This is a genomic window from Ferrovibrio sp. GW821-FHT12D07, assembly GCF_058807275.1.
Window position 1 is genome coordinate 2071158 of sequence record NZ_JBXAQN010000001.1, and the last position, 12944, is coordinate 2084101.

A 12944-nucleotide genomic window follows, 5' to 3' on the forward strand; every position below is an offset into this window, starting at 1 on the left:
GAATGAGTACCGTCGAACGTGGATTGATGCCGTTCCGTATCAGTATCTGCGGCGTGGCCGAACTGCACGAATTTGCCGGTGACGTCAGCCATATTCTGGGCATCCTCGATCCCGGCACGCCACAGCCGGAAGGCTACATCCATCACCCCGAGGCGCGGCGCGACGAATTCCGCTTCTACGATGTGGTGGTGGATGATGCGACCCGCACCCGGCCCACCGAAGCGGATGTGGTGAAGATTCTGGAAGTGGGCGAGAAGCTGGCAGCCCAGTCGGTGAAGCATCTGCTGGTGCATTGCTATGCCGGCGTGTCGCGCTCGACCGCCTCGGCCGTCACCCTGATGGCCCAGCGCAATCCAGCCCGTGCGGCCGATATCTTTGCCGCCCTGGGTGATATCCGCCCCAAGGCCTGGCCCAATACGGTGATGATCGGCCATGCCGATCGTCTGCTGGGCCTGGGCGGCACGCTTGTCGAGGCGCTCCGGCTGCACCACATTGCTGTGGCCCATCGGTATCCCGAGGTTCGGACCTTGATCTCCAGCGTCGGTCGGGGGCATGAATTGCCGGCCGAGTATGCTGCTGAAGGACTGAACCCGGATGACCCAGTATGATTTCGACCTCTTCATCATAGGCGGCGGCTCGGGCGGCGTGCGCGCCGGCCGTATTGCGGGCGGCTACGGGGCGAAGGTCGCCGTGGCCGAAGAATACCGCTACGGCGGCACCTGCGTGATCCGCGGCTGCGTGCCGAAAAAGCTGCTGGTCTACGGCTCGGAATATGCCCATACCTTCCAGGATGCCGCCGGCTTTGGCTGGACGGTGCCGGAGCCCAGCTTCGACTGGGCGACCATGATCGCCAACAAGGACAAGGAAATCGCCCGGCTTGAAGGTATCTACCGCAAGCTGTTCGAGAATGCCGGCGCGAAAACCTTCGATGGCCGCGCCACGCTGAAAGACGCCCATACCGTCCTGATCAACGACAAGCCGGTGACGGCCGACAAGATTCTGATCGCCACCGGCGGCCATCCGGTCAAGCCGGCGATCCCGGGCGCCGAGCTGATGATCAGCTCGAACGAGGCCTTCCATCTGAAAGAACAGCCGAAACGCATCGTCATTGTCGGCGGCGGTTATATCGCGCTGGAATTCGCCGGCATCTTCAACGGTTTTGGCTCCAAGGTGACGGTGCTGTATCGCGGTGAGCAGGTCCTGCGTGGCTTCGACGACGACATCCGCAACCATCTGGCGGCCGAACTGGTTAAGACCGGCATCGATCTGCGGGTGAAGACCGACCTGACCAAAATCGAGAAAAAGAACGGCGCCCTGCTGGTACATCTGACCGACGGCAGCACGCTGGAAGTCGATGCCGTGATGGCTGCCACCGGCCGCAAGCCCAGTACCGATGGCCTCGGCCTGGAAGCGGCCGGCGTCAAGACCGATGCCGAGGGCGCGGTGGTGGTGAACGAATACTCGCGCAGTAGCGTCGAGAATATTTACGCCGTTGGCGACGTCACCAATCGAATCAATCTTACGCCGGTGGCGATCCGCGAGGGTCATTGCTTCGCCGATACCGTGTTCGGCAACAAGCCGCGCTCACCCGACCATGCCGATGTGCCGGCTGCCGTGTTCAGCCAGCCGCCGGTCGGCACTGTTGGCTTGAGCGAAACCGACGCCCGCAAGAAATATGGCGAGGTCGATATCTACCGCACCAGCTTCCGGCCGCTGCGCGCCACCGTCTCGGGCGGTGAAGAACGCGTGATGATGAAGCTGGTGGTGGATGCCAAATCCGATCGCGTCGTCGGGGCGCATATGGTCGGCGCCGATGCCGGTGAAATCATGCAGGGCATCGCCATTGCCATCAAGGCCGGCGCGAAGAAGGCCGATTTCGACGCGACCGTCGGCATCCATCCGACGGCGGCTGAGGAATTCGTCACCATGCGCGAGAAGGTGAAGGCTTGAACCAGCCACGCAACGACGCCCGCATCACGTTGCTGCTGGGCGGCGCGCGGTCGGGCAAGTCGCGGCTGGCCGAGCAGCAGGCCGAAGCGCGCGAAGGGCGGCTGGTTTATATCGCCACGGCCGAAGCCTTCGATGACGAGATGAAGGCGCGGATCAGTGAGCACAAGTCGCGGCGCGGCGACCGCTGGCACAATATCGAGGTGCCGGTTGCGGTGGCCGAGGTGCTGCAGGCGCTGCCGCTCGATACCGGTGCGGTACTGATCGACTGCCTGACGCTCTGGCTGTCGAACCTGATGCATGCCAACCGCAGTATCTCCGAAGAGACCGAGCGTCTGATCGGCGCGCTGAAGGTGGCGCGCTTTCCGGTATTGCTGGTCTCCAACGAAGTGGGATTGGGCATCGTGCCGGACAACAAGCTGGCGCGCGATTTCCGCGACCGTCAGGGCCGGCTCAACCAGGCTGTCGCAGCGGCAGCCGATCACGTGATTTTCATGGCCGCCGGCCTGCCGCTCGTGCTCAAGTGACGCCTGCATGAAACGCGCGCGCAGCCTGATGTTCCAGGGGACCGGCTCCGATGTCGGCAAGTCGGTGCTCTGCGCCGGCGTAATCCGGGCGCTGGCCAAGCGCGGCCATCGCGTACTGCCGTTCAAATCGCAGAACATGTCGAACAATGCCGCGGTCACTGCCGATGGTGGCGAGATCGGCCGGGCCCAGGCATTGCAGGCACGCGCCGCCGGCGTGCCGACCAGCGTGCATATGAACCCCGTGCTGCTCAAACCCCAGGGCGAGCGCACCGCGCAGATCGTGGTGCAGGGCAAGGTCTATGCGCAGAGCGACGGGTGGGGCTATCTCGACCGCAAGGCCGAGCTCTGGCCGTTTGTGTCGGAAAGCTTCGAGACGCTGCGCGCAGATGCCGATTTCGTCATTGTCGAAGGCGCGGGCTCGCCGGCCGAGGTGAACCTGCGCGCCAACGATATCGCCAATATGGGTTTTGCCACCCGGGCCGATGTGCCGGTGGTGCTGGTGGGCGACATCCATCGCGGCGGCGTGATCGCCTCGCTGGTCGGCACCGCGGCGCTGCTGGAGCCGGAAGAGCTGGCCATGGTGTCAGGTTACGTGATCAACAAGTTCCGCGGCGATGTCAGCCTGTTTGACGACGGCCTGAAGATCATCACCCAACGCACCGGCTGGCAGAGTTTCGGCGTGCTGCCCTTCCTGCCCGAGGTCGCGCGTTTGCCGGCCGAGGATGCCGTGGCGCTTGATATAGTGGAAGCAAGTGCGGGCGAGATCGTGATCGCCGTACCATTGCTGAAACAGATCGCCAATTTCGACGACTTCGATCCGCTGAAGCAGGAACCGGGCGTGCGCCTGGTCTTCGTGACGCCGGGCCAGCCGCTGCCGCCCGATGCGGCGCTGGTGATCCTGCCCGGATCAAAGGCCACCATCGCCGACCTGAAATTCCTGCGTGCGCAGGGCTGGGATGTCGATCTGCAGGGCCATCTGCGGCGCGGCGGCAAGGTGCTGGGCATCTGCGGTGGCTATCAGATGCTGGGGCGCAGCGTCAGCGATCCTGCCGGCATTGAAGGTGCGCGGGAATCCATTGAAGGGCTTGGCCTGCTGGAAATCGACACCGTGCTGACCGGCGACAAGACCCTGATCGAGACGCGCGGCTTCGAGCGTTTCACCGGCGAGACCGTGCGCGGCTACGAGATGCATGTCGGCAACACGGCTGGGCCTGATACGGCGCGGCCGATGCTGCGACTGAACGGCCGGCATGATGGCGCAACCAAGCCTGATGGCCAGATCGCCGGCTGTTATCTGCATGGCCTGTTCGCCAGCGATGCCTTCCGATCAGCCTATCTCTCGCAGCTCAGCGGGAAAAATATGACGGTGCGAAACTATGAGGCCGGCGTCGACCAGGCGCTGGATGCGCTGGCCGATGGCATCGAGCGGCATCTCGATGTCGATGCTCTGATTAAAGCAGCGCGATAGCCGCGATCAGTGCAATGCCAACCATAAGGGCGGCAGCCGTCAGATAAAGGCGCAGGCCACGGCGGATATCCATTGCAGTGACCTCGGCGCGACCGCTTTCACCACCCATCCAGTGATCATCGACCCAGCCTTCGCTGCCATAGCGGCGCGGCCCGGCCAGCTTCAAACCGAGCGCACCGGCCATGGCGGCCTCGGGCCAGCCGGCATTGGGCGATTTGTGCCTGCCGGCATCCTGTTCGACGGCAGCGAAGGCCTTGTGCGCATCGGCATGGGGGAGGATGGCTGCGGCGGAGATCAGCAGCAGCGCACTGAGCCGCGAGGCCGGCAGGTTGACCAGATCGTCCAGCCTCGCGGCGGCCCGGCCGAACTTGCGGTAGCGATCCGACTTGTGTCCGATCATGCTGTCGGCCGTGTTGATGGCCTTGTAGAGCGCGATGCCGGGCAGGCCACCGACCAGCAACCAGAAGGCTGGCGCGACCACGCCGTCGGAAAAATTCTCGGCCAGGCTTTCCAGTGCTGCGCGGCTGATGCCGTGTTCGTCCAGGCTGTCGGGATCACGCCCGACGATGCGCGCCACCGCCAGCCGGCCGCCGGCCAGACCGTCGATCTCCAACCCGCGCAGCACGGCAGCGACATGGTCATGCAGGTTGCGCGTGGCGATCAGGCTGGCGCAGAGCAGAGCTTCGATAATCCAGCCATAGGGCAGGCCGTGCAGCATCATGCTGACCAGTGCTGTCGTCATGCCGGTGACCAGCAGCACGACCAGCAGCGCGGCGACGCCCGCCATCTGCCGGGTGCTGTTGCGCCAGAGCGGATTGTTCAAATGCCGTTCCAGCCAGCTTATCAAGGTGCCGATCCAGCTCACCGGATGACGAATTGTGTGATTCAGGAGGGCCGGCCAGCCGGCCATGGCTTCGATGCCGAAGGCCAGGATCAGGAGCCAGAGGTTGATTGCGGCGGGATGCACCGTAAGATCGCCCGAACGTTGAACCGATGAGGTCACCATGGGCGAGGTCCCGCCGAGCCGTCAACCAGCCGACGACGCCAGTATCACCGGACCTGTTCATGGCGGCGACCTGAGTGCGCTCAAATCCATGCCCGATGCCTATGCCGGCGACTGGATGGACCTCAGCACCGGCATCAATCCGTTTTCCTGGCCGCTGCCGGCGATAACGCCCGAGGTCTGGACGCGGCTGCCTGCGGCTGCCGCGCTGGCCGGCTTGCTGGAAGCCGCGCGCGTCGCATACGGCTGTCCGCCTGGCTCCGGTATTACGGCTGTGCCGGGAACGCAGGCGGCGATCCAGTGGCTGCCGCGCCTGTTCGCGCAGGCGCGGGTGACGGTGCTGGGTCCAACCTACGGCGAGCATGCCCATATGTGGCGCCAGTGCGGCCATGCGGTCACCGAAATCGACGGTGTGCCCGGCACGCTGGGCGGCACGGATATCCTGATCGTGGTCAATCCCAACAACCCCGATGGCCGTGCCATGGGGGCGCAGATGCTGCTGCGCTGGCATGCAGAACTCAGTGCGCGCGGCGGCTGGCTGATTGTGGACGAGGCCTTCGCCGATGTGATGCCGGAGATATCGCTGGCGGGATCGGCGGGCCTGCCGAACCTGCTGATATTGCGCTCCTTCGGCAAGGTCTTCGGTCTGGCCGGCATCCGGCTGGGCTTTGTGCTGGGCGATCCGGAGGTGATCGCGGTGCTGCAGGCAGCCATCGGTCCATGGGCCGTGAGCGGCCCGGCCTTGCAGATCGGCACGGCAGCCTTGCAGGACGCGACCTGGATGACGGTGACGCGCGACGACCTGCGTGCGCGGGCCCGGCGCTTCGACCAGATGATGCGTGATCGCGGCATCCATGTGCTGGGTGGTACGTCGCTCTATCGCCTGGCCAAGCTGGAGGATGCGGCGGGTTTCGCGCTGGCGCTGCGCGGGCAGGGCATTCATGTCCGCCTGTTCGATTACCAGCCGCACTGGGTGCGCTTCGGCCTGCCCAATCCGGAAGCGGAATTCTGGCGTCGCCTCGATCTGGTGCTGAAGGACTTCAGCCTTTAGAGAGCGACCGCTTCTGCAGCAGGCTGGCGCCGATCACCAGGATCGTCACCACGGCGATCATGATGGTGGAGATCGCGTTGATCTCGGGTGAGATGCCCAGCCGCACGGCGCTGTAGACCTTGATCGGCAGGGTGGTCGCGCCCGGGCCGTTGACGAAGGACGAGATCACCACATCGTCGACTGACAGCGTGAAGGCCAGCAGCCAGCCGGCGGCCAGCGCCGGTGCGAGGCCCGGCACGGTGACCAGCAGGAAGGCCTGCACCGGGCCGGCGCCCAGATCGCGGGCCGCTGCCTCCAGATCGGGATTGAGCGTCGCCAGCTTGGACTGCACGACGACGAGCACGAAAGCCGCGCCGAAGGTGGCGTGCGCGATGGTGACGGTCAGCAGGCCGCGTTCGACATCCAGCGCTACGAACAGCAGCAATAAGCTGACGCCGAGGATGACCTCGGGCAGTACCATGGGCGCCAGCATCAGGCCGCCGAACAGACTTCTGCCGGGGAAACGCCCGAGCCGGGTGAGAGCGAGCGCGCCCAGCGTGCCGATCACGGTGGCCAGCGTGGCCGAGAGCGCGCCGATGCGTAAGGAGAACAGCGCTGCTTCCAGATAGGCCGGGTTGGAGAACAGAACGCCGTACCAGTGCAACGACCAGCCGCCCCAGACCGTGACCAGCTTGGATGCGTTGAAGGAAAACACGATCACCAGAAGGATCGGCAGGTAGAGAAACGCCAGCCCCAGCGTCAGCGCCGTGATGTGGATGCCGGTGAAGCGCCGCATCAACGCATCCTCCGGTCTGCTTCGGCCAGTTCCACCTTCTGCAGCCACATGGCCGGGGCCAGCAGCAGCGCGGTGAGCAGCACAGCCAGCGCACTCGCCATGGTCCAGTCGCGGTTGGAGAAGAATTCCGTCCAGATTGTCTGGCCCAGCATGATGGTGCCCGATCCGCCCAGCAGGTCGGGGATGACGAATTCGCCCATGGTGGGGATGAACACCAGCAGCGCAGCGGCGATCAGGCCCGGCCGCGCCAGCGGCACGGTGATCAGCCAGAAGGCTTGGCTAGGCGATGCGCCCAGATCAATGGCGGCTTCCGAGACCTGCCTGGGCTGGCCGGCGAGGCTGGCATAGATCGGCAGAATGGCGAAGGGCAGGTAGCTGTAGGTCATGCCGATGACGATGCCGAAACCGGTATTGACCATCACCAGCGGCTGGTCGATCACGCCCAGCGCCAGCAGGGCTGCATTGATCAGGCCCTCAGGCTTGAGCAGTGCGATCCAGGCATAGACGCGGATCAGCAGCGAGGTCCAGAAGGGCAGCACCATCAGTGTGAGCAGCAGCGGCTGCCAGCGCGGGGCCGCGCGGTCGACGGCGCGCGCGATGGCCAGGCCGAGGATCAGGCAGCAGAGCGTGGAGATGCCGGCATAGAGCAGGCTGTTGCCCAGCGCACGGGTATAGATCGCGTCGTCCCAGATCATGGCGTAGTTGCCGAGCTGCGCCAGCCATGCGCCATCCTGGATCAGCGGCGTGTAGGGCGGCTGGGCCAGCTGCGGCTCGGCAAAGCTGATCTTCAGCACCAGCAGCAGCGGTACAGCCACCAGCGCCAGCAGCCACAGGCCGGGCAGGGCGAGCAGCGCTAACCGGCGTGCAGTCATCAGATCTTATCCTGCAGCGGCACCAGCGCATCGGCATCCCAGCTCAGCCACACGGTCTGGTCCAGCTCCAGCAGCGGCTCATGGATGGCGTTGAGCTGTGAAGCCTTGATCACATGGCCGTCGGCCAGCGTCACGTCGATGCTGGTCATGTCGCCGATATAGTCGATATCGGTGATCACACCGGTTGCTGTATTGACGCTGCCCTGCACCGGCTCGCGGGAAATCTCGATCTGCTCCATCCGCATGGCCAGCAGCCGCCGGCCACTCGTCTTGCCTTCAGGACGGAAACACAGGTTGAGGCTGCCGCAGCGCGCCGCGCCATCGGCGGACAGAACCTCGGCCTCGAACAGGTTGGTCTCGCTCATCAGCGTGGCGACGAAGCGGTCGACCGGCCGGTCATAGATGCGGCGCGGATGGTCGATCTGGCGGATGCGGCCATGGTCCATCACGGCGATGCGATCGGCCAGCGCCATGGCCTCGTCATTGTCATGGGTGACGAAGACGAAGGCGATGCCGGTCTGGCGGTTCAGTTTGCGCAGTTCAGCCTGGGTCTGCTGGCGCAGGCGCTTGTCCAGCGCGCCCAGTGGCTCATCCAGCAGCAGGAGGCGCGGGCGCTTCACCAGCGCGCGGGCCAGAGCCACGCGCTGCTGCTGACCGCCTGACAGCTGATGCGGCTTGCGGGCCGCGAAGCCGGTGATCTCCAGTATGGCCATGGCGTCGCCAACGCGCGTCTCGATGTCCGGTTTCGGCAAGCCTTCGCGGCGCAGGCCGAAGGCCACGTTGTCGGCCACGCTGAGATGCGGGAACAGGGCGTAGGACTGGAACATCATGTTGACCGGCCGCTTATGCGGCGGCAGCGCCGTGATGTCCTGCCCATCCAGCAGGATGCGGCCGCTGTCCGGTGTTTCCAGGCCGGCGATCATGCGCAGCAGGGTCGACTTGCCGCAGCCACTGGGGCCCAGCAGCACCAGCGACTCTCCAGGCTCGACTGTCAAGGTCAGCACATCGACCGCCGTCTCGTGTCCGTAGTGTTTGCTGACGCCCTCGACCTGCAACAAGGTCATCGGATCAGTTGCCGCCCTTGATGCGGGTCCAGCTCCGGGTCAGCACGCGCTGCTCCGCCTGGTTGAAGGGCGTCACGGTATACAGGCTCTTGATCATGTCCTGTGTCGGGAAGACGTCCTTGTCGGCCATGGCTTCCTTGTCGACCAGCTTGAGTGAGTCCGGCACGGCATTGGGATACTGCACGGCATTGGTGATCTTGGCGATCACCTTGGGCTGCAGGATGTAGTTGATGAAGGCATGGGCGTTGTCGGGGTTGGGCGCATCGGCCGGAATGGCCATCACGTCGAACCACTGCTGCGCGCCTTCCTTGGGCAGCAGGTATTGCACCTTCACGCCCTTCTTGGCTTCCTCGGCGCGGGTGCGCGCCTGCAGGATGTCGCCCGAGAAGCCGTAGACCAGACAGGCGTCGCCATTGGCCAGATCGTTGATGTACTGCGAGGAGTGGAACTTGCGGATATGCGGCCGCACCTTCATCAGCACGGCCTCGGCCTTGGCCAGCGTGGCCGTGTCCTTGGCATTGGGATCGAGGCCGAGGTATTTCAGCGCCGCCGTCATCAGTTCGTCGGGCGCGTCCAGCACCATCACGCCACAATCGGCGAATTTAGACACCACTTCGGGATCGAACAGCATCTTCAGCGAATAGGCGGGCGGGTTGGCCATGCGCTGCTTGATCTTGTCTGGGTTGAGGCCGATGCCGCTGGTGCCCCAGAGATAGATGGCGGCGTATTTATTCTCCGGATCGTATTTCGCCAGACGCTCCATCAGCGCCGGATCGAGATTTTTCAGGTTCGGAATCCTGGTCTTGTCCAGCGGCCGCAGCAGCTTCGCCTGCACCTGGCGCGCCATGTAGTATTGCGTCGGCACTACAATGTCGTAGCCGGTCTTGCCGGCCAGCAGTTTGCTTTCCAGCGTGTCGTTGGAGTCATAGACGTCGTAGCGCACCTTGATGCCGGTCTCGGCCTCGAAATCCTTCAGCACCTGCTGGTCGATATAGTCCGACCAGTTATAGACGTTGACCACTTTTCCCTGTGCCAGCACAGGCGTGGCGAAGAGGGCGAGAAGGGCGGCGAAACGTGCAAGGCGCATGGCAGATGGTCCCCCGGAATTCGATGACCGGATTATGACAATCCGTATGCGCAGCGGCAATCCCAGAGCCGCAGAGCTCCGCGATAACCTTCTGTGGATTGTCATCCAGACGTCATCAATGTCTCCGACTTATCCCCAGGCTTTCATCGCCCTGTCATCGAATCGCGATGGAATAAGCGAATCGGCGAGTCAAAAAGACGCCGCCCTAGGGAAAAGAGAGACCACGAGATGCGCATTCTGATCGTTTCCGATGCATGGCACCCCCAGGTCAACGGCGTGGTGCGCACTCTGACCAAGACCCGCGAGGTTCTGGAAAAGCGTGGGCATGTGGTCGAGGTGATCGGGCCGGAGAAGTTCCGCCGCATCCCGTGCCCGACTTATCCCGAGATCGAGTTGGCGATCCTGCCTTACCGCAGCCTGGTCAAACAGATCGAAGCCTTCGCCCCCGACGCGATCCATATTGCCACCGAGGGGCCGCTGGGCATGGCGGCGCGCAAATACTGCAAGCGCAACAACCTGATCTTCACCACCGCCTATCACACCAAGTTCCCCGAATACATCCATGAGCGTTGCGGCCTGCCGCTCAGCTGGAGCTACGCCTTCATGCGCTGGTTCCACAACAGCGGTTCGGGCGTGATGGTGGCGACCGACAGCCTGGCGAAAAGCCTGAGCGACCATGGCTTCAGGAACCTGCGCACCTGGTCGCGCGGCGTTGATGTCGAACGCTTCAAGCCGCGCTCGAAAGACATTCTCGACCTGCCGCGCCCGATCTACCTTTATGCCGGCCGCGTCGTGGTCGACAAGAACATCGAAGCCTTCCTGAAACTGAAGCTGGACGGCACCAAGCTGGTGGTCGGCATCGGCCCCGACCTGGAAGGCTATCGCGCCAAGTATCCTGAAGCCGTCTTTGCCGGATATCTGGAGAACGGCCATCTGGCCAGCTATTTCGCCGCCGCTGATGTCTTCGTCTTCCCCAGCCTGACCGACACTTTCGGTCTGGTGCTGCTGGAGGCGATGGCGTCAGGCGTGCCGGTCGCGGCCTATCCGGTCACCGGGCCCATCGATATCGTCGGCCCGCATCCGGAAGTCGGCTGCCTGGACGAGGATCTGGCGGTGGCGATCAAAGGTGCGCTGGGCAAGTCGCCCGAGGCCTGCCGCGCCCTGGCGCTGCAGTATTCCTGGGATGCCTGCACCGACCAGTTCCTGAACAACCTCGCGCCGCTGCAGAAGGCGCGGCCGGAGCAGCAGACGAACACGGCAACGGCGACCCGCACCGCCTGAAGCCAGCGCCGCTCAGCAGAGATAGACGGCTGCCAGAATCTGGTCGACTGTGTTGCCGACCATTAGCGGCATGGCCAGTTTGTCGAACTGAAGGTGGTTGCGGATGGATGGGCTGAAGCGGGATACGTGGATCGGCCGCTTCGATTCCGACACGTCTTCATATTCGATCAGGGGGCGGTCGCCGATCAGCACCGCAGACTCGAATACCGTCTTGCGGGTCAGGTCGAAGCCGAAGATATCGACGAGGTTCGTGCCGTAGAGACGGAACCGGATATCGGACCGGCTGTGCAGGTTGTCGAGAATGATGAGATGCCCGAGCCAGGGCTTCAGATCGAAGACGGAAAGGTCATCGCGGGTCGGCGCGATGCGGTCGCCTCGCTTGGCATCCCAGAATTCGTAAAGCCCTCGCAGCCGACTGTTCCCGATATCCGCCGCATGCTGAACGTATATGGTGCCGTTATCCGCGCTTCGCGACCTGCGATGCACAGTTTCAATCTCGGTCTCCGGTGTCGGTAGACTCACGAGCATTGCTGGACCTTTTGTAGCCAGATCAGCATGCATGTCTTTGGAAACTGCGAAATAATCTCGCGGGATTAGATTCAACCTGAACAACTCGCCATGCGCGAGCATGCTGCAATTATGCAGGCGTAACGCGGGAAAATTGCCTTGCCCGGCTCGAGCCTTCCGATTATTGAGGGCTCGCGATGCGGGGGACATGATGTCGCATTCGACAACCAAAAGCGTACAGAAGCTGCTCGAGCAGCTCTATCTCAGTGCAGCGGACGACGAGAATCTGGCGCCATTTCTCAGCAATCTTGCATCGACTTACGATGCGAGCCTGGCAACGGTTGCCACGATGGATGGCCTGTCGCGGCAAGACAGCTTGCGCATCACGCGCTGGGCAGACAGTCGCGACTATGACAGCGGCGTTCCGGAATACTATGCGGTGCGCAGCCCATTCCGTCCGCTGATGACGTTGGAGGCCAACTTCGGTCGCGTCATGAGCTCGGCTGATATGGTTTCGCAGGAGCGGCGCGCGCGTGATGTCTTCTGCAACGAGTTCCTGCGGCCGACAGATCACGAATTCCTCGTCACCGGCGTCTTCGCCAAGGACGGAGAGCAGTATAATTATTTTGTCCTCAATCGCGGCCGGCAGTTCGGTGAGTTCGATTCCCGCGCCATCACCGAACTCCAATCGCTGATCCCGCATTTCCGCACCATGCTGCGCATCCGCAACAGCATGGTGACGCGCGAACGTCATATCGACTTCTCTCATATGATGGCGGATCGCAGCGGTGATGGTCTCGTCTTGCTGGATCGGCATGGCAGGGTGCATTCAATGAATGCGCGGGCGGCAGCCCTGTTGGTGGAAGGTGATGGCTTGGGCATCCGGACGACAGGACTGGAAGCGGCGTTTCCTGACGACAACAGCCATCTGCGGGCGGCGATCAACCGGTTGCTGGTATCGTCCTCGCCGCAAAACCTTGAGCCGGGCGTTTCGCTGGTGGTCCGTCGGCGGTCGGGGGCGCAGCCGTACCGGCTGCACATCATGCCGCTGTCGCTGCGCAAGTTTCTCTACGGCGACGACGGAATTGAACTGGCGGTCCAGATCGTCGGTCCGCCCGCCATTGAGGACATGGTCGACGACAGCTTCGCGGCGCGGTTCGGGCTTAGTCCGTCTGAGGCCCGCATTGCGGTGCATCTGGCTTCGGGCCTGTCGGCCAAGCGCATTGCGGAAGCGCTGGGCAACAGTGTCAACACCATCAAGGTGCACCGGCGGAACCTGTACCGGAAACTGGGGGTCAGTCGGCAGTTCGATCTCGTCCGGCTGCTGGAGGGGAAGTTCTGAGCCGCTCTTGACCAGGCGTT

13 protein-coding genes are annotated in these 12944 nt (G+C 63.6%); 7 read left to right on the forward strand and 6 right to left on the reverse strand.

What is annotated here, in order from left to right:
* Nucleotides 1–2: 2 nt before the first annotated feature.
* From AC1RRE_RS10280 to AC1RRE_RS10295, 4 genes are read left to right on the forward strand one after another with little or no spacing between them, the layout of a single operon-like run.
* Nucleotides 3–608: a tyrosine phosphatase family protein gene (locus AC1RRE_RS10280; protein WP_492981034.1), complete on the forward strand. Its 606-nt coding sequence runs from the start codon at nucleotides 3–5 to the stop codon at nucleotides 606–608.
* On the forward strand, nucleotides 595–1950 hold the full coding sequence (gene gor, locus AC1RRE_RS10285) for a glutathione-disulfide reductase (RefSeq protein ID WP_492981035.1): 1356 nt from the start codon (nucleotides 595–597) through the stop codon (nucleotides 1948–1950). The genes AC1RRE_RS10280 and gor overlap by 14 nt, the downstream gene beginning before the upstream one ends.
* The gene (cobU, locus tag AC1RRE_RS10290; RefSeq protein ID WP_492981036.1) at nucleotides 1947–2474 is read left to right on the forward strand and encodes a bifunctional adenosylcobinamide kinase/adenosylcobinamide-phosphate guanylyltransferase; all 528 of its coding nucleotides are present in this window, start codon (nucleotides 1947–1949) and stop codon (nucleotides 2472–2474) included. Before gor ends, cobU begins: the two co-directional genes overlap by 4 nt.
* Nucleotides 2475–2481: 7 nt before the next feature.
* Nucleotides 2482–3942 (forward strand): cobyric acid synthase, encoded by a 1461-nt coding sequence (locus AC1RRE_RS10295; RefSeq protein ID WP_492981037.1) that lies wholly within the window; start codon nucleotides 2482–2484, stop codon nucleotides 3940–3942.
* Here AC1RRE_RS10295 and cbiB read toward each other — a convergent pair.
* Nucleotides 3926–4948 carry an adenosylcobinamide-phosphate synthase CbiB gene (cbiB, locus tag AC1RRE_RS10300; RefSeq protein WP_492981038.1) on the reverse strand — a complete coding sequence of 341 codons (1023 nt, stop codon included), beginning with the start codon at nucleotides 4946–4948 and terminating at the stop codon, nucleotides 3926–3928. The genes AC1RRE_RS10295 and cbiB overlap by 17 nt on opposite strands.
* Between cbiB and cobD the strand changes: the two genes are divergently transcribed.
* The gene (gene cobD, locus AC1RRE_RS10305; RefSeq protein WP_492981039.1) at nucleotides 4947–5996 is read left to right on the forward strand and encodes a threonine-phosphate decarboxylase CobD; all 1050 of its coding nucleotides are present in this window, start codon (nucleotides 4947–4949) and stop codon (nucleotides 5994–5996) included. The two genes, cbiB and cobD, sit on opposite strands and share 2 nt — an antisense overlap.
* Here the strand turns inward: cobD and AC1RRE_RS10310 are convergent.
* The 4 genes from AC1RRE_RS10310 to AC1RRE_RS10325 are packed head-to-tail and all read right to left on the reverse strand — an operon-like array spanning nucleotide 5986 to nucleotide 9794.
* Complete coding sequence (locus tag AC1RRE_RS10310) at nucleotides 5986–6771, reverse strand: ABC transporter permease (RefSeq protein ID WP_492981040.1); 786 nt, start codon at nucleotides 6769–6771, stop codon at nucleotides 5986–5988. The genes cobD and AC1RRE_RS10310 overlap by 11 nt on opposite strands.
* Entirely contained in the window at nucleotides 6771–7643 is an 873-nt protein-coding gene (locus tag AC1RRE_RS10315; RefSeq protein ID WP_492981041.1) for an ABC transporter permease, read from the reverse strand. The genes AC1RRE_RS10310 and AC1RRE_RS10315 overlap by 1 nt, the downstream gene beginning before the upstream one ends.
* The gene (locus AC1RRE_RS10320; protein WP_492981042.1) at nucleotides 7643–8707 is read right to left on the reverse strand and encodes an ABC transporter ATP-binding protein; all 1065 of its coding nucleotides are present in this window, start codon (nucleotides 8705–8707) and stop codon (nucleotides 7643–7645) included. Before AC1RRE_RS10320 ends, AC1RRE_RS10315 begins: the two co-directional genes overlap by 1 nt.
* A gap of 4 nt (nucleotides 8708–8711) precedes the next feature.
* Nucleotides 8712–9794: a polyamine ABC transporter substrate-binding protein gene (locus AC1RRE_RS10325; protein WP_492981043.1), complete on the reverse strand. Its 1083-nt coding sequence runs from the start codon at nucleotides 9792–9794 to the stop codon at nucleotides 8712–8714.
* Nucleotides 9795–10022: 228 nt separating this feature from the next.
* Between AC1RRE_RS10325 and AC1RRE_RS10330 the strand changes: the two genes are divergently transcribed.
* A complete protein-coding gene (locus AC1RRE_RS10330; RefSeq protein WP_492981044.1) occupies nucleotides 10023–11075 on the forward strand; it encodes a glycosyltransferase family 4 protein in 1053 nt (350 codons plus the stop codon).
* 12 nt (nucleotides 11076–11087) lie between these two features.
* Here AC1RRE_RS10330 and AC1RRE_RS10335 read toward each other — a convergent pair whose 3' ends face one another.
* Nucleotides 11088–11636 (reverse strand): PAS domain-containing protein, encoded by a 549-nt coding sequence (locus AC1RRE_RS10335; RefSeq protein ID WP_492981045.1) that lies wholly within the window; start codon nucleotides 11634–11636, stop codon nucleotides 11088–11090.
* 154 nt (nucleotides 11637–11790) lie between these two features.
* Between AC1RRE_RS10335 and AC1RRE_RS10340 the strand changes: the two genes are divergently transcribed.
* Complete coding sequence (locus AC1RRE_RS10340; RefSeq protein WP_492981046.1) at nucleotides 11791–12924, forward strand: helix-turn-helix transcriptional regulator; 1134 nt, start codon at nucleotides 11791–11793, stop codon at nucleotides 12922–12924.
* Nucleotides 12925–12944 lie beyond the last annotated feature (20 nt).